The organism is Kitasatospora sp. NPDC059327 (assembly GCF_042752535.1).
GTDB lineage: Bacteria > Actinomycetota > Actinomycetes > Streptomycetales > Streptomycetaceae > Kitasatospora.
Window position 1 is genome coordinate 188,974 of sequence record NZ_JBHYYB010000002.1, and the last position, 15,761, is coordinate 204,734.

Annotated in this window: 18 protein-coding genes; 7 read left to right on the plus strand and 11 right to left on the minus strand. The window is 75.2% G+C overall.

Annotated elements, in window-relative coordinates; genetic code table 11:
* Positions 1-108: 108 nt before the first annotated feature.
* Positions 109-1,551 carry a cation:dicarboxylate symporter family transporter gene (locus tag ACFXHB_RS02080; RefSeq protein ID WP_380571373.1) on the plus strand — a complete coding sequence of 481 codons (1,443 nt, stop codon included), beginning with the start codon at positions 109-111 and terminating at the stop codon, positions 1,549-1,551.
* A gap of 194 nt (positions 1,552-1,745) precedes the next feature.
* On the opposite strand, the gene ACFXHB_RS02085 is transcribed toward ACFXHB_RS02080, so the two are convergent.
* Together ACFXHB_RS02085 and ACFXHB_RS02090 are read right to left on the minus strand one after the other, a co-directional pair.
* Positions 1,746-2,702: a hypothetical protein gene (locus ACFXHB_RS02085; RefSeq protein ID WP_380571374.1), complete on the minus strand. Its 957-nt coding sequence runs from the start codon at positions 2,700-2,702 to the stop codon at positions 1,746-1,748.
* Between the two features lie 69 nt (positions 2,703-2,771).
* The gene (locus ACFXHB_RS02090) at positions 2,772-3,575 is read right to left on the minus strand and encodes an RNA polymerase sigma factor (protein ID WP_380571375.1); all 804 of its coding nucleotides are present in this window, start codon (positions 3,573-3,575) and stop codon (positions 2,772-2,774) included.
* A gap of 204 nt (positions 3,576-3,779) precedes the next feature.
* Between ACFXHB_RS02090 and ACFXHB_RS02095 the strand changes: the two genes are divergently transcribed.
* Complete coding sequence (locus ACFXHB_RS02095) at positions 3,780-4,151, plus strand: hypothetical protein (protein WP_380571376.1); 372 nt, start codon at positions 3,780-3,782, stop codon at positions 4,149-4,151.
* Between the two features lie 88 nt (positions 4,152-4,239).
* On the opposite strand, the gene ACFXHB_RS02100 is transcribed toward ACFXHB_RS02095, so the two are convergent.
* Positions 4,240-5,058: an MHYT domain-containing protein gene (locus ACFXHB_RS02100; protein WP_380571377.1), complete on the minus strand. Its 819-nt coding sequence runs from the start codon at positions 5,056-5,058 to the stop codon at positions 4,240-4,242.
* Positions 5,059-5,635: 577 nt separating this feature from the next.
* On the opposite strand from ACFXHB_RS02100, the gene modA reads away from it, so the two are divergent.
* The 3 genes from modA to ACFXHB_RS02115 all read left to right on the plus strand — a co-directional run bounded on the left by modA (position 5,636) and on the right by ACFXHB_RS02115 (position 8,548).
* Positions 5,636-6,493: a molybdate ABC transporter substrate-binding protein gene (gene modA / locus ACFXHB_RS02105; RefSeq protein WP_380571378.1), complete on the plus strand. Its 858-nt coding sequence runs from the start codon at positions 5,636-5,638 to the stop codon at positions 6,491-6,493.
* Positions 6,490-7,371, plus strand: a complete 882-nt coding sequence (locus ACFXHB_RS02110) for an ABC transporter permease (protein ID WP_380571379.1) — start codon at positions 6,490-6,492, stop codon at positions 7,369-7,371. The genes modA and ACFXHB_RS02110 overlap by 4 nt, the downstream gene beginning before the upstream one ends.
* A 109-nt stretch (positions 7,372-7,480) precedes the next feature.
* Positions 7,481-8,548 carry an ABC transporter ATP-binding protein gene (locus ACFXHB_RS02115; protein WP_380571380.1) on the plus strand — a complete coding sequence of 356 codons (1,068 nt, stop codon included), beginning with the start codon at positions 7,481-7,483 and terminating at the stop codon, positions 8,546-8,548.
* Between the two features lie 37 nt (positions 8,549-8,585).
* Here ACFXHB_RS02115 and ACFXHB_RS02120 read toward each other — a convergent pair whose 3' ends face one another.
* The 3 genes from ACFXHB_RS02120 to ACFXHB_RS02130 all read right to left on the minus strand — a co-directional run bounded on the left by ACFXHB_RS02120 (position 8,586) and on the right by ACFXHB_RS02130 (position 10,966).
* Positions 8,586-9,299, minus strand: a complete 714-nt coding sequence (locus tag ACFXHB_RS02120) for an aminoacyl-tRNA hydrolase (RefSeq protein WP_380571381.1) — start codon at positions 9,297-9,299, stop codon at positions 8,586-8,588.
* Between the two features lie 130 nt (positions 9,300-9,429).
* Positions 9,430-9,939 (minus strand): hypothetical protein, encoded by a 510-nt coding sequence (locus ACFXHB_RS02125; RefSeq protein ID WP_380571382.1) that lies wholly within the window; start codon positions 9,937-9,939, stop codon positions 9,430-9,432.
* A 91-nt stretch (positions 9,940-10,030) separates the two neighbouring features.
* Positions 10,031-10,966 carry a hypothetical protein gene (locus ACFXHB_RS02130; protein WP_380571383.1) on the minus strand — a complete coding sequence of 312 codons (936 nt, stop codon included), beginning with the start codon at positions 10,964-10,966 and terminating at the stop codon, positions 10,031-10,033.
* Positions 10,967-11,088: 122 nt separating this feature from the next.
* Here ACFXHB_RS02130 and ACFXHB_RS02135 point away from each other — a divergent pair, with 122 nt between their 5' ends.
* Positions 11,089-11,460, plus strand: coding sequence for a YbjQ family protein (locus ACFXHB_RS02135; protein ID WP_380571384.1), 372 nt, complete (start codon positions 11,089-11,091; stop codon positions 11,458-11,460).
* Between the two features lie 216 nt (positions 11,461-11,676).
* Entirely contained in the window at positions 11,677-12,759 is a 1,083-nt protein-coding gene (locus tag ACFXHB_RS02140; protein ID WP_380571440.1) for an NAD(P)-binding domain-containing protein, read from the plus strand.
* Here the strand turns inward: ACFXHB_RS02140 and paaE are convergent.
* The 5 genes from paaE to ACFXHB_RS02165 form a co-directional block, all read right to left on the minus strand.
* The gene (paaE, locus tag ACFXHB_RS02145) at positions 12,747-13,880 is read right to left on the minus strand and encodes a 1,2-phenylacetyl-CoA epoxidase subunit PaaE (protein ID WP_380571385.1); all 1,134 of its coding nucleotides are present in this window, start codon (positions 13,878-13,880) and stop codon (positions 12,747-12,749) included. The two genes, ACFXHB_RS02140 and paaE, sit on opposite strands and share 13 nt — an antisense overlap.
* A complete protein-coding gene (gene paaD / locus ACFXHB_RS02150; RefSeq protein ID WP_380571386.1) occupies positions 13,881-14,390 on the minus strand; it encodes a 1,2-phenylacetyl-CoA epoxidase subunit PaaD in 510 nt (169 codons plus the stop codon).
* Complete coding sequence (gene paaC / locus ACFXHB_RS02155; protein WP_380571387.1) at positions 14,384-15,265, minus strand: 1,2-phenylacetyl-CoA epoxidase subunit PaaC; 882 nt, start codon at positions 15,263-15,265, stop codon at positions 14,384-14,386. The genes paaD and paaC overlap by 7 nt, the downstream gene beginning before the upstream one ends.
* A 17-nt stretch (positions 15,266-15,282) precedes the next feature.
* Positions 15,283-15,576: a 1,2-phenylacetyl-CoA epoxidase subunit PaaB gene (paaB, locus tag ACFXHB_RS02160; protein WP_329490494.1), complete on the minus strand. Its 294-nt coding sequence runs from the start codon at positions 15,574-15,576 to the stop codon at positions 15,283-15,285.
* Positions 15,573-15,761: hypothetical protein (locus ACFXHB_RS02165; protein WP_380571388.1), on the minus strand; the 189-nt coding region annotated here is incomplete at its 5' end. The genes ACFXHB_RS02165 and paaB, both read right to left, overlap by 4 nt.

Below are 15,761 nucleotides of genomic sequence, written 5' to 3' on the forward strand. Positions count from 1 at the left end.
GGGGCGTGAACTCTATGAACGCAAACGTGACCTCCGTCACGGCACGGCCCATAGTCGGAGCGGCCCACCACCCGGGGCCGCCAGGACCGCAGGGCGAAGGAGCCGCAGATGTCGATCACCGGAGCAGGGCCGCAGGCGGGAGGCAGACGCCGGGACCGCACCCACTACCTCTACCTCGCGGTGATCGCGGCGGTGGTCGCGGGTGTGGCGGTCGGGCTGGCCGCGCCGTCGTTCGCGGTCGAGCTGAAGCCGATCGGCACCGGGTTCGTCAATCTGATCAAGATGATGATCAGCCCGGTGATCTTCTGCACCATCGTGCTGGGCATCGGCTCGGTGACCAAGGCGGCGAAGGTCGGCAAGGTCGGCGGGCTGGCCCTCGGCTACTTCCTCACCATGTCGACCGTGGCGCTCGCCATCGGCCTGCTGGTCGGCAACCTGCTGGAGCCCGGCAGCGGACTGCACCTGACCGCCGCGCTGGCCAAGTCCGGCCACGCCCAGGCGGCCGCCGGAGGCGCCCAGTCCACCGCCGACTTCCTGCTCGGGATGATCCCGACCACCATGTTCTCGGCCCTCACCGAGGGCAAGGTGCTGCAGACGCTGCTGGTCGCCCTGCTGGCCGGCTTCGCCCTCCAGGCGATGGGCCCCGCCGGCGCGCCCGTCCTGCGCGGGATCGAGCACGTGCAGCGACTGGTGTTCCGGGTCATGTCGATGATCATGTGGGTGGCGCCGATCGGCGCGTTCGGCGCGATGGCGGCGGTGGTCGGCGCGACCGGCACGGCCGCCCTGAAGAGCCTCGCCGTGATCATGATCGGCTTCTACCTCACCTGCGCGCTCTTCGTCGTCGTGGTGCTCGGCACGCTGCTGCGGCTGGTCGCCGGGGTGAACGTGTTCGCGCTGCTGCGCTACCTCGGCCGCGAGTTCCTGCTGATCCTCTCCACCTCCTCCTCCGAGAGCGCGCTCCCCCGGCTGATCGCCAAGATGGAGCACCTGGGCGTCAGCCGTCCGGTCGTCGGCATCACCGTGCCGACCGGCTACAGCTTCAACCTGGACGGCACCGCGATCTACCTCACGATGGCCTCGATCTTCATCTCCGAGGCGATGGACAAGCCGATGTCGGTGGGCGAGCAGCTGTCGCTGCTGGTCTTCATGGTGATCGCCAGCAAGGGCGCGGCCGGTGTCACCGGCGCCGGGCTGGCCACCCTCGCGGGCGGCCTGCAGTCGCACAAGCCGGCCCTGGTGGACGGCGTCGGCCTGATCGTCGGCATCGACCGCTTCATGTCCGAGGCGCGGGCCCTGACCAACTTCGCGGGCAACGCGGTGGCCACCGTGCTGATCGGGCACTGGACCGGCGAGCTCGACCGGGAGCGGGCCCGGCAGGTCCTGGCGGGCGCGGTGCCGTTCGACGAGCGGACGCTGGTGGACGCCCACGGCGCTCCCGGTACGGCCGGCACCCCGGAGGAGGCCGCCGACCCCGGGGTCACCGACGGCCCGGACCGGCAGCCGGATCCCGTCCCCGTCCAGGGCGGCACCCCGAGCAGGACGGCCGCCTGAAGCCGCCCCCGCTCCCCCTCGCTCCCCCGGTCCGGCGCCTCGTTCAACCCCCCGAGCGGCGCCGGGCCGGGGGTCCGCCCGCGCCGGCCCGCCCGCGCCCTCGGCGGGCGGCGCCGCGCCCGACGTGCACGACGACCCGCGCGACGTGCACGACGACCCGCCGCCGGACGCCCGTCAGAGCCCGTCAGAGCCCGTCAGAGCTCGTCGGATCCGCTGACCGCCCAGCTCAGGCCGCTCGCCGGATCCTCCACCGCGACGTGCAGGTGGCGCAGCCCGTCCTCCGGATCGCACCAGGTGAAGCAGCGCATCCGGGCCACCAGGGCGTTCACCTCCGAGCGGTGCGGTCCGCCGGCCCCGGCCATCGCGCCGAGCGCCCGCCACACCGCCAGCCGGCCCTGCGCCGACCCGTGCGCCCGGTCCACCGACCCGGCCTGGAGCAGCACCGGGTAGACGAGCGCGAAGGGCAGGTACCCGCCGGTGATCCGTCGCCCGGGCGCCAGCAGCGTGGCGGCCTGCGGCGCCGGGCCCCGGGCGCAGACCACCTCCACCCAGTCCGCCAGCGCGGCCAGCGTCCGGGTGGTGCGCTGTCCGCGCAGCCGGCCGCCCGGTTCGGGCAGCAGGACCGGGCCGAGGCCCTCGCGGGTGGCGGGCAGCGTCAGCAGCGCGCTGCGCGAACCGCCGTCCGGCAGGTACTCCCGGACCCGCACGCCCTCGCCCCAGCCGGCCGACTCCCAGGGCTCCAACTGCAGCGGGATGCCCTCGGGATCCGGCTCGGCCCCGTACGAGAGGTCCTCGCCGATCAGGACCCGGGTGTGCGCGACCAGCCGGCGCACCGGCGCCGGGCCGAGCAGCGGGGCCAGCCGCAGCCAGGAGTGCCGGGTGGCCAGCACCTCCCAGAGCGGACCGGCGTCGTGGTCCGCCGGCCCGGCCGCCGTGCCGGGACCCCCGTCGTGGTCGAACAGGCGGACGGCCAGCTCGGGCGGCGCGGCGTACGCGATCAGGTGGCCGAGCGGCGCCGTCTCCGCCGCCGCCCGGGCCTCGCCGTCGCGCGCCACGGCGAGGGCCCGGGCCCGCCGGTAGTGGCCGAGCAGCTCGGGCCAGCGGCCGTCCTCGGCCAGGGTGCGGAGGCGATGCTCCTCGTACGTGATCACGATGCGCAGCGTACGGGCCGGGGCCTCGCATCAGCTGACTTGTCGTCAGTTCGGTGCGTCGGCCGCCGCTCACCACCACCCGACGGCACGCAGCGGGGCGTCGCGGGCGGGGCGGGCCCGGCCCGCCTCGGCGTGGCGCTCGTGCCCGTGCCCGTGCCCGCCGGGGTGCGCGTGGCCGCCCGGGTGCTCGTCGACGCGCTCGGCCGGGCGTTCGACCGGGTTCCGGGCGGGGCGCCCACCCGGACAGCCGGCCTCGCGCCCGGTCTCGACCCGACGCCCGGTCTCGGCCCGACGCCCGCCGCCGGTGGCGCGCCACCCGCGCCCGCCCTCCCGCTCCAGGACCACCCGCAGCCGGGTCAGCGCGCGGCGCCGGGTGACCGCCAGCGTGGAGCGGTGCACGCCCAGCAGGGCGGCGGCCTCGTCGACGCTGTACCCGGCGAGATCGACCAGCCGCACCACCCGGGCCTGCTTCGCCGTCAGGCAGTCCAGCAGCCTGGCCACCTCCCAGCAGGCCAGCAGCTCCCCCAGCCCGCCGCCGAGCGGATCGGCCACGGCGTGCTCCTCCGCCGCCGACTCGGACAGCGTCGCCCGGCGGCGTTCACGCCGCCACTGGTCGCGCACCAGGTTCGCCATGGTGGTGAACGCGTAGGCGTAGGGCTGCGGATGGCCGAGGAAGCGCTCGGGGCGGCGGGAGATCCTCAGGTACGCGTCGTGGACGATGTCGTCGGCGGCCACCGGACTCCCGGTGAGCGAGACCGCCGCGCGACGGAGCCGGGGCAACAACTCCGTGAACACCCGGTTGAATTCGGCCGAGTTGGGAGTGGGGCCACGATCCGGCTCCCGCCCACCCCGGCGCCGACCGCTGGATTCCATGCCGCTCCCTCGGAAATCGGCACCCCGAAGCCGCAGTTGACGATCCGATCGCCAACCCGCCTGTGACGCACATCACATCATAGTTCGTCCTCTCACTCTGCGCAGTCATTCGTGTGCAGTGCGTCATCAGCCGGACGGGGGCGGGGTCTTCGGGCTCCGGCCCACCCGGCCGGGACGGGCACCACGACCCGAGGAGAGCGCACCATGTCAGGTTGTATCGCCAGGAACATCGTCAAGGTCGGGATGGTGGCCGCCGCCGCCCTCGGCGCGGTCGGCGCCACCGCGCTGCCGACCGTCGCCGCGCCGGCCGCCACCGAGCAGTCCATCACCGCCGGTTCGGCCCTGTCGGCCCAGGCCGTCACCGCCTCCTACCGCTGCGTCATCACCGCCGACTACGGCTGGCGCTGGGAGGGCAACTGCCGGATCTACTCGGGTGAGCTGCGCACCATCACCTACTGCTCCAACGGCACCTCCACCACGGGGCTCTGGATCGGCGCCCGCCCGGAACCGTGGGCGGTCTGGGGCAACTGCCCCGGCTCCAGCTGGACCAGGATCGTGTTCCAGACCCGCGGCTGACCCATCCCCGCGGAGCGGCCCGGGGGTGCGGCCCGCGGACGGGTCGTCCCCCCGGGCCGCTGCGGCGTCGGTGGCGGACCCGCGGCCCTCAGGCCGCGCGGCGGTGCCGCTCCGGCGCCGGACGGGCGGGCGCCGGCGGGAACTCCTCGATGGTCAGCTCACCCGCCTCCCGGTGGGCGGCGCGGCTCGGTGTCGTCGGGGAGAGCGCGACGAAGGCGGCGGTGAGGAAGAGGAACGACCCGATCCCGACCGCGAGCGGGAAGACGAACTCCATCGGGCCGGCCCCGTCGAGCCCGGCCCGCACCGGCTCCAGGTAGGCGTGCACGGCGGCCATCCCCGTGTAGTGCATACAGCTCACCGCGAGACCCATGACCAGCGAGGCGGCCGTCGCGGCCGCCACACTGCGGATGGTGACGACGGCCCAGAGCGCACCGGTGGCGGCGCCGACCGCGATCAGCACCGAGAGCGCCACCGTAGCCGGGTCGTACCGCAGGCCGCCGTGCATCCGCAGCGCCGCCATGCCGAGGAAGTGCATCGCGGCGATACCGAGGCCGGTGGTGAGCCCGCCGGTCAGCAGCGCGAGGCCCCGGTGCCGCCCGTACCCGACGGCGAACACCCCCAGACCGGTGACCAGTACGGCCACCAGCAGGCCGAGCAGCGTCAGCGGGACGTCGTAACGCAGCTCGGTGCCGTCGACGGCGAAGCCGGACATCGCCACGAAGTGCATCGTCCAGATGCCGGAGCCGATCGCGGCGGACGCCGTGAGCAGCCAGTTCCGGCGGCCGGCACCGGTCGTGGCGAGGGCCCGCAGGGTGCAGCGCAGGCCGATCGCCGCGCCGGCGCACGCCACCACGTACGAGAGCGCGGGCGTCAGCCAGCCGGAACCGAGGTGGCTCGTCGTGTCCATGGGACCTCCGGTCGACCGGTCGGGCCCGAGGCGGTCCCCGCCGCGCCCGGCCCCCCGGACCGGGCGGACACCGCACGGCCGGCCGAGGGGTGACCGACCCGGAGGGCCGGTCACCCGTCATATGCGATCGGCACGTGCGCGTCCGGTCCGGGGTGCGTGGGACGCTATCGGGGCCGAAAAGATGTCACCCGGAGTTGGGGAAAGCCACCCGCGGTGTGCGGGCACCGTGTTCGAATGGGCCGGTCCTCTGCCCGGGACGGCGGCCGCGTCGAGGCCGCCCTCGCGCACCTTCCAGCCCTCGGGGCGCCCGCGCGCGAAGGGTTCTCCACGGCCCGGACGACTCCCCCGCAGGCCGGCCGGGGAGCGCGGCGGGGGGGAGCACGGGCCGCAGGGACGGGGCCGGCCGCGCACCCGGTTTGAGCCTTCCCACAGCCGGGGCATGAACCTCGGCGGTAGCCGCCTGTGCAATGCGACAGGCGATTTTCCACTGGTATTTGCCGCACTATGATCGACGTAATGGCCGCATCTGCGGCAGCGTCCCCGCGCCCCTTCCGGCGCGCCCAGGAGGGGAAGACCAATGAACACCCGCACCGCCAACACCCGCAGACTCGCCGTCGCCGCCGCAGCGGCCCTCGCCCTCAGCCTCGGGGTCACCGCCTGCGGCAGCGACGGCGGCGGCAAGGCCTCCGGCGGGTCGTCCACCGCGGCATCGGCCTCCGGGGCGGCGTCCACCGGGGCGGCGTCGGGCGCCGCCAAGGTGTCCGGCCCGATCACCGTCTTCGCCGCCGCCTCGCTCAAGGAGACCTTCACCGACCTCGGCAAGAAGTTCGAGGCGGCCAACCCGGGCGCCAAGGTCACCTTCAACTTCGGCGGCAGCTCCAGCCTCGCCACCAGCATCAACTCCGGTGCCCCCGCCGATGTCTTCGCCGCCGCCAGCCCCGCCACCATGAAGACGGTGACCGACGCGGGCGGCGCCACCGGCGAGCCGAAGACCTTCGTCAAGAACACCCTCACCATCGCCGTGCCCAAGGGCAACCCCAAGCACGTCGCCACGCTGAACGACCTCACCGCCCCCGGCGTCAAGGTCGCGCTCTGCGCGAAGGAGGTGCCCTGCGGCGCCGCCGCCCAGACCGCGCTCAAGGCCGCCGGCGTCAACCTCACCCCGGTCACCCTGGAGCAGGACGTCAAGGGCGCGCTGACCAAGGTCGAGCTGGGCGAGGTGGACGCGTCGCTGGTCTACCGGACCGATGTGAAGGCCGATGCCGCGAAGATCGACGGCGTGGAGTTCCCCGAGGCCTCCAAGGCCGTGAACGACTACCCGATCGCCGCCCTCGCCAAGGCCCCGAACAAGGACGGCGCCGCCGCCTTCGTCGCGTACATCCAGTCGCCCGAGGCCCAGCAGGTGCTCACCGCGGCGGGCTTCCAGGCACCGTGAGCCGCCGCACCACCCGGAGCCCCGCCTCCGGTCCCGACGCCCGCGACGCCTCCGGTGCCGAACCTGCGCGAGCGGGCCGGCCGCACCGGCGGCGGCGCGGGCGCCGCGTCCCGGTCGCGCTGCTGCTCCCGGCCCTGCTCGGGCTGGCGTTCCTGACCCTGCCGCTGATCGGACTGCTGATCCGGGCCCCCTGGAGCACGCTCTCCGAACAGCTCACCAGCACCGAGGTGTGTGACGCCCTGCGGCTCTCGCTGTTCTGCGCGACGGCGGCCACGGCGGTGTCACTGGTGCTCGGGGTGCCGCTGGCCTGGGTACTGGCACGGACCGAGCTGCCCGGACGCCGGCTGGTCCGGGCGCTGGTCACACTGCCGCTCGTGCTGCCGCCGGTGGTCGGCGGAGTGGCGCTGCTGCTGGTGCTCGGGCGGCGCGGCATCGTCGGCTCCTGGCTGGACTCCACCTTCGGAATCACCCTGCCGTTCACCACCACCGGCGTGGTGATCGCCGAGGCCTTCGTCGCGATGCCCTTCCTGGTGATCAGCGTCGAGGGCGCGCTCCGGGCCGCCGACCCGCGCTACGAGGAGGCGGCCGCCACCCTGGGCGCCTCCCGGCTGACCGCCTTCCGCCGGGTGACCCTGCCGCTGATCGCCCCCGGCATCGGCGCCGGCGCCGTCCTGGCCTGGGCCCGGGCGCTCGGCGAGTTCGGCGCGACGATCACCTTCGCGGGCAACTTCCCGGGGCGGACGCAGACCATGCCGCTCGCCGTCTACCTGGCCATGGAGTCGGACCCGGAGGCGGCGATCGCGCTCTCGCTCGTCCTGCTGGTGGTCTCCATCGCCGTCCTGGCCGGGCTGCGCGACCGCTGGCTGTCCACCCCGTGACCGGCACCGCGCACCCCGCCCGCCCGGCGCCCGCCCCGGGCGCTGTCACCCCGGGCGCTGTCACCCCGGGCGCGCCGGCGCCCCGTACCTCCCCCAGGACACCGTCACGATGACTGCCGCGAAGCACGCCCTCGACGCCCGGCTGCGGGTGGAGCGCGCCGCCTTCAGCCTCGACCTCGCGCTCACCGCCGCCCCCGGCGAGGTGGTCGCCCTGCTCGGACCGAACGGCGCGGGGAAGTCCACCGCGCTGCGCGCGCTCGCCGGGCTGCTCCCGCTCACCGACGGCCATCTGCGCCTCGACGGCCGAGTGCTGGAGGATCCGGCGCAGCGGCTGCACACCCCCGCCGAGGAGCGGCCGGTCGGCGTGGTGTTCCAGGACTACCTGCTCTTCCCGCACCTCAGCGCACTCGACAACGTCGCGTTCGGCCCGCGCTGTCAGGGCCGCCCCAAGCGCGAGGCCCGGGCCGAGGCCGCCGGCTGGCTGGAGCGGATGGGCCTGACCGACCACGCCGGCACCCGCCCCGGCCGGCTGTCCGGCGGCCAGGCGCAGCGGGTCGCGCTCGCCCGGGCGCTGGCCGTCCGGCCCCGGCTGCTGCTGCTCGACGAGCCGCTGGCCGCCCTGGACGCCCGCACCCGGCTCGATGTCCGCTCGCAACTGCGGCGCCATCTGGCCGAGTTCGAGGCGGTGGCGGTACTGGTGACACACGATCCGCTGGACGCGATGGTGCTGGCCGACCGGCTGGTGGTGATCGAGGGCGGCCGTGAGGTGCAGTCCGGCAGCCCCGCCGAGATCGCCCGGCGCCCGCGCACCGACTACATCGCCCGGCTGGTCGGCCTCAACCTGTACCAGGGCGTCGCGGACGGCCGCCGGGTCACGCTGGCCGACGGCACCGAGCTGGCCACCTCCGAGGAGCTGACCGGCCCGGCCTTCGTGGCCTTCCCGCCGGCCGCCGTCACGCTGCACCGGGAGGCGCCGCAGGGCAGCGCGCGCAACGTCTGGGAGCTGGAGGTCGCGGGCCTGGACCTGCACGGCGACCAGGTCCGCGCCGACCTGGTCGGCACCCTCCCGATGGCGGCCGACCTCACCCCCGCCGCCGCGGCCGAGCTCGACCTGGCGACCGGAACGACCGTCTGGGCCTCCGTCAAGGCCGTCCAGACCCACGCCTACCCGGCCTGAGCCCGGGGCCCCGCGCCGGGCGCGCCCGGCGCCGTGCTCAGCCGCGCAGCGCCGGGTGCTCCGCGATCACCGTGCAGCTCCCCGGCGCGATCTCGGTGAACCCGGCGTCCTGGACCACCGGCAGCCCGCTCGCCACCAGCTCCGTCCAGGCCTCGGGGGTGGCCGTCCGGACCGCCAGCGCGAAGCCGGACTCCGCCCACTCCTTGCGCTGCGCGTCGTCCAGCCGCCACCAGGCGAGCTGGGCGGCGTGGCCGGTCTGGGCCATCGTCTTGCCCGCGCTCATCTCCACCTCGGGGTTGAGCCAGAGCACCGGCAGGCCGGCCCCGGGCGCGGGGACCGGCCCGCTCTCCTCCAGGTCCGTCCCGGAGACCTGGAGCTTGGCGAGCTCCTTGGGCCAGCCGTCCAGCGGGACCGGCGGGAAGACCCGCACCTCGGCCTCCCGCCCGGCCACCGTGATGCCCGGCAGCTCACCCGCCCGACGCCACTCGCCGCCCCGCGCACGCCGGACGACCTTGCGGATCCGGGCGTCCTCCCAGGCCTCGACCCGCTCGGCCCACTCACCGTCCGGCGCGGTGACCCGGGGGTCGGACAGCAGGGTGAGCACGGCCCGCGCCGAGGTCTCCAGCGCGTCGGTCCGCCCGGGCGGGGTGTCCCGCTCCAGCCGAACCAGCAGCGGCAGCACGTACTGCGGCTTGGCGTCGCGGTCCTCGGGGGCAGGGGTGGGGACGGGGGCGTCGAACGGAGAAGTCACCCGTCCAGCATGCCAGCACCCACCCCGCGACGATCACGACAGGTGGCCCCCGTGCGGTTCCCCGGCGGCGGGCGGCGCGAGCGGACGGCGAGGGCCGTGGCCGGAGGGCAGTGACCGGCCGGCGGACCGGTCAGCGCAGGCGCCGGCGCAGTTCGTCGACGGCGGCCCGGATACTCGCGCTGTAGGCATCCTCCGGCAGCGCGTCGAGGCTCCGCACCGCGCGCTCCAGCTGCTCGCGCGCCCGCTCCGGCTCGCCGAGCTTGAGTTGGTCGGAGGCCAGGTTGAGGTGCAGGGACGGATAGAACGCCCGGACCTGCAGCGCCGAGGCGTAGGTCTGCGCGCGCTCGGCGGTCAACGAGTCGGCGGCCTCCAGCGCCCGGCAGTCCCACTCCAGCTCGGCCCGCGGATCGTCCTGCAGATCGGCCAGATAGTGGGCGAGCACACAGCGGTGGAACACGTCGCCGTGCTCGCCGAGCGCGTCCCAGAGCCGCTCGAAGCTCTCCCTGGCCTGCGCCGTCCGCCCGCGCTGCGCGGCCTCGACGCCTTCGAGGCCCAGCGTGAGCCGCGCCAGCACCCGGTCGTCGGCGGCGGGGCCGTCGGAGCCGTCGGACAAGTCGGAGCCATTGGACAAGTCGGACATGCCCGCAGCCTAACCGGCCCCTGCCCGCCCCGCCGGGCCGCACCCGCACCCGCACCCGCCGACGGCCCGGGGCCGCCGGCGGTACGCCGCGTCAGCGCCGGTAACCGCGCTGCGAGTCCCGTTCCTCGGCGTCCTCGTACACCAGGAACCAGCCCTCCGGGTGGGTCGCCGCGAGCAGCAGCTCGGTGCGCTGCTCGGCGCTCAGCTCCGGATCGCCGTCGTCCGGCCCGAAGACGCCGAACAGCTCGTCGTGGCAGCCGTCCCAGTCGTAGTCGTAGAGGTCGGCCGGCAGGTCGCCCATCATGTCGGCGACCGACTCGGGCTGCGCGCCGAGCAGCGTACGGGCGTCCACCAGGGCCATCCGCAGCGCGCTCTCCTCCGCCAGGCAGCGCGGCAGCGGCCACTCGCCGAGCGCGAGGTCGTCGGCGAGGTCGTCGAAGGCCCGGGCCATCGCCCGGCGCCAGCTCCGGTGCTGGCGCCAGGTGCGCTGCGGCAGCCGGGCGAAGACCGTCCAGTCCGTCTCGTCGCCGTCGGTGACCGGCTCGTCCTCGTGCTCCTCCAGGTCGTCGTACCCGGCGTCGGCCAGGCCGAGCAACTGGGCGTGGAGGAGGCAGGCGGTGCGCGGGGTCAGCGTCCAGTCGCCGGCCCCGCCGCCGCCGTCCTCGTCCTCGCCGCCGTCCAGCGGGAACAGCTCGGCGAAATCCGGCGCGAAGTCCTCGGTCACGCTGATCTCCAGCGTGCCGCCGATCGCCTCGACGCCCGGGATCGCGGCCACCAGCCGGTCCGGGTGCAGCAGCGCGCCGAGCGCCGCGTTGGCGTCCTCGGACACCTCGCGCAACAGCTCACGGCGCTGGCCCGCCGGGTCGATGCCCTCGAAGTCCAGCTCCTCGACGGCCGCGACCGCGGCCGCGCGCAGTGCCGGCCAGTTGGTGATCCGCAGGCCCAGCACCACCGTCGCCTCGATCTCCTGCGCGCCCGAGTCCTCCGCCGCGCCCGGCCCCTGTGGATGATCGCTTCGCTCGCCCATGGGGCTACGGTACGGCCTTTCCGCCGACCGATCACCGGTCCGTCCGGCATCTCGGCGCCTTCTCCACCGGTTCCCGGCCATGCCTCGGTCCAGCGGCGGTGCGCAGCCCGCAGGATGGCCCCATGGTTAACATCGACGAATTCGGCGGCGGGCAGCGCCCGGACGCCCAGGTCCTGGTCGTGACCACCAACGACATCCCCGGCTTCCGGGTCGACCACGTCATCGGCGAGGTCTTCGGCCTGACGGTCCGCAGCCGGCACATCGGCAGCCAGATCGGCGCCTCCCTGAAGTCACTGGTCGGCGGCGAGCTGCGGGGTCTGACGAAGACCCTGGTGGAGAGCCGCAACGAGGCGATGGAGCGGCTGGTCGAGCAGACCAAGGCGCGCGGCGGCAACGCGGTGCTGATGTTCCGCTTCGACGTCACCGAGGCCGCCGACGTCGGCACCGAGGTCTGCGCCTACGGCACCGCCGTGGTGATCTCCCCGGCCACCTGAGCCGGCCCCCGAACCTCCGGCTCCCGGGTGCCCCGGCGGGGCGGGAGTGTTCCCCGCGTGGTGGGCGGGGAACACTCCCGCCCCGCCCTATGTTTCACCGGCGTGACTGTTTACGGTGCAACCAACTACGGTGCAACCAACGTCGGCGCGACCGAGGCCGCGTCCACCCACGGGGCGGGCAGCACCGGCGGGACCGCCGCCCGGCGGGTCGACGTCCTGGTGGTCGGCGCCGGGCAGGCGGGCCTGTCCGCCGCGTACCACCTGCGCCGCCGCGGCTTCGCCCCCCACCGGGCCGACACCGACGGCGGCTTCGTCGTCCTCGACGCCGGCACCACCCCCGGCGGCGCCTGGGCCCACCGCGCGCCCTCGCTGCGGATGGCCACCGTGCACGGCTTCCACGACCTGCCCGACTTCGAACTGCCCGCGCCCGACCCCGGGGCACCCGCCCGCGAGGTGGTGCCGGGGTACTTCACGGCGTACGAAGCGAAGCACGCGCTCCCGGTGGTGCGCCCCGTGCACGTCCGGGCGGTCCGCCCGGAGTCCGACCGGCCGGACTCCCGCCTGCTGGTCGAGACCGACACCGGCACCTGGTCCACCCGGGCGCTGATCAACGCCACCGGCACCTGGACCCGTCCCTTCGTACCGCACTACCCCGGCCACTTCGGCGGGCGGCAGCTGCACTACGCCGAGTACCGGGGGCCGGAGGAGTTCGCCGGCAAGCGCGTCCTGGTGGTCGGCGGCGGCGCCTCGGCGGTCCAGGTGCTCTCCGAGGTCGCGGCCGTCGGCGAGACGGTCTGGGTCACCCGCACCCCGCCCGTCTACCACGAGGGCCCGTTCACCCCCGAGTACGGCCGCGCGGTGGTCGCCAGGGTCGAGGAGCGGGTCCGTCAGGGCCTGCCGGTGCGCAGCGTGGTGAGCGTGACCGGGCTGGGCCCGTCCGTCGCCTACCGCCGTGCCGAGGAGCTGGGCGCCCTGCGCCGCCGCCCGATGTTCGACCGCCTCACCGAGCACGGGGTCGCCTGGGGCGAGGAGGAGCTGGCGGTCGACGCCATCGTCTGGGCCACCGGCTTCCGCCCCGAGGTCGGCCACCTCGCCCCGCTCGGCCTGCGCTCCCCCGGCGGCGGCATCGCTCTCACCGGCACCCGTGCCACCGCCGACCCCCGCGTCCACCTGGTCGGCTACGGACCGTCCGCCAGCACCGTCGGTGCCAACCGCGCGGGCCGGGCGGCCGTCAACGATCTCGTCGCGCTGCTCGGATCACCCGCCGGGGAGGCCGCGGTGCCCGCTCAGCGGTCGTAGTCGACCGTCACCCGGTCGGTGACCGGGCGGGCCTGGCAGGTCAGCACGTAGCCGGCGGCCAGCTCCTTCTCCTCCAGGGCGAAGTTGCGGCGCATCTCCACCTCGCCCTCGGTGACCAGGGCACGGCAGGTGCCGCAGACCCCGCCCTTGCAGGCGAAGGGCAGATCGGGGCGGGAGCGCTGGGCACCGTCCAGGACGGAGCGGTCACGCGGCAGCGAGAGCGTGCTGCCGCGCCCGTCGAGCACGACGGTGACCTCGCTGTGCGCGACGTCGTCCGCCTGCTCGGGCCGCTCGGCCCGCTCGGCGGCCGGCTCGTCCTCGGCGTGGAACAGCTCCTGGTGCACCCGCGCGGCCGGCACGCCCAGCCCGGTCAGCAGCTCCTTGGCCCCGGCGACCATCCCGAACGGCCCGCAGAGCCACCAGTGGCCGACCGTCGGCACGTCCACCAGGGCGGTCAGCAGCGCCTCCACCCGGTCCGGGTCCAGCCGCCCGCTGAGCAGCTCGGCGTCCCGGGTCTCCCGGGAGAGCACGTGCACCAGCTGGAACCGGCCGAGGTAACGGTCCTTGAGGTCGGCCAGCTCGTCGGCGAACATCACGGTGTCGCTGCGCCGGTTGCCGTAGAGCAGGGTGACGGTGGAGGTGCGGTCGGCGGCCAGCACCGAGGCGGCGATGGAGAGCATCGGGGTGACGCCGGAGCCGGCCGCCAGCAGGACATGGTCGGCGGGCTCGTCCAGCGCGGGGCTGAAGAGCCCGGAGGGGGTCAGCACCTCGACCTCCTCGCCCACCCGCGCCTCCCGCACCAGCCGGCGGGAGAACAGGCCGCCGGGCACCTCGCGGACGGCGATCCGCAGCGGGCCGCCGACGGGGGCGCAGATCGAGTACGACCGGCGCTCGTCGGCACCGTCCACCACCTGGCGCAGCGTCAAGGTCTGGCCCGGGCGGAAGGCGAACTCCTCGGCGAGCCCGTCCGGCACCGCGAAGGTCACGGCGACGGCGTCCTCGCAGAGCCGCTCCACCTCGGCGATCCGCAGGTGGTGGAAGGCCGGGCGGACGGGGCGGGCGGCCGGCGCGGTGCTGGCGGCCGGGTCCGGGTGGGCGGCCCGGTCGGGGCTGGCGGCCATTCAGATCTCCTTGACGCGTTCGAAGGGCTCGCGGCAGTCGCGGCAGCGCCACAACGCCTTGCAGGCGGTGGAACCGAAGCGCGACAGCTCCTCGGTGTCGGCACTGCCGCAGAGCGGGCAGGCCACCAGGTGGCGGGTCGGGCCGAGGGCCAGCAGACCGGGGGACGACGGGCCCGCCGACGCCGGACCGGGCGGGGCGATGCCCGCCTCGGCGAGCTTGCGGCGGCCCTCCCCGGTGATCAGGTCGGTGGACCACGGCGGATCCAGCCGCAGCCGGACCCGCACGTCCGGATAGCCCGCCGCCCGCAACCGGCGGTCCACATCGGCCGCCATCTCGGCGACGGCCGGGCAGCCGGAGTAGGTCGGGGTCAGCCAGGCGGTCACGGTCGGGCCACCCTCCTCGACCTCGGCCAGCACCCCGAGGTCGGCGAGGGTGAGCATCGGCAGCTCCGGATCCGGGACGGTCGCCGCGATCTCCCAGGCCCGGCCGCGCGCCGCCGTCGTCACCACGTCGCCCCCGGGTGCGCGCGGGCCACCACCTGGAACTCGGCCAGCAGCGGGCCGAGCGCCTCGGTGTGCACACCGTCCCGTCCGGCCCGGCCGCCGACCGGGGCCAGCCCCGGCACCTCGGGCAGGTTCAGCCCGGCCTCGGCGCAGACGGCGGCCAGCGAACGCAGTACCGGTTCGCGCAGGACCGCCGGATCCACCCCGACCCGCGGCTCCACCGGATGCGCCGTGAACAACTCCTCCACCAACGGCCAGACCGCGTCCAGCCCGGCCTGCATCCGCTGCGCCGAGTACGGCGTCCCGTCGCCGAGCCGCAGCGTCCAGGCGGTCGCGTACTCGCGGTGGTAGGCCAGTTCCTTGACCCCCCGGGCCGCGACCGCCGCCAGCACCGGGTCACGGTGCGCCGCCAGAGCCTCGTACAGCGCGCCGCGGGCGGTGGCGAAGACCAGCAGCCGGGCGGTCGAGAACGCGAAGTCCCCGTTCGGCGCCTCGACCAGGCGGACATTGCGGAAGTCGCGCTCCTCGCGCCAGTACGCCAGATCGTCCTCGGAGCGGCCGGAGCCGTCCGCCTGGCCGGCCCGGGTGAGCAACTGGCGGGCCTGGCCGAGCAGGTCGAGGCCGAGGTTGGCGAGCGCGACCTCCTCCTCCAGCTCGGGCGCCCGGGTGCACCACTCGGTGAGCCGCTGGGCCAGGACGAGCGCGTCGTCGCCCAGCATCAGGCAGTACGCGGCGAGGTCGGCGCCGTCCAGACCGGGCGGCACGGCGGTGTCCACACCGAGCAGCGGGTCGGCGAAGCCCGTCCCGTACGCCCAGCGGCCCTCGCCCTCGGGCTCGGCGGACGCCTCGGAGAGGCTCAGGTAGACGTGGTCGTCTGTCATGGTTCTGCTGCTCCCCGTCAGATGTGCGGGACATCCTCGGGGATGTCGTAGAAGGTCGGATGGCGGTAGACCTTGTCGCCGCTGGGGGCGAAGAACGGGTCGCGCTCGTCCGGGGTGGAGGCGGTGATCGCCGCGGACGGCACCACCCAGAGGCTGACGCCTTCGTTGCGCCGGGTGTAGAGGTCACGGGCGGCGAGCAGGGCCATCCGGTCGTCGGCGGCGTGCAGCGAACCGACGTGGACGTGGTTCAGCCCGCGCCGGGGGCGCACGAACACCTCGTAGAGCGGCCAGCCGGCCTTGGACTCGGTCACGTTCCGTTCTCCTCGTTCTGCGCGCTCGGCGCGGTGTGCGTGTTCGGCGCGGGCTGGCCGCTCGGGGCCGCGGCCTGGGGCGCGGGGTCCTGGGGCGCGGGGTCCTGGGGCGCGGGGTCCTGGGGCGCGGGGTCCTGGGGCGCGGGGTCCTGGGGCGCGGGGTCCTGGGGCGCGGGGTCCTGGGG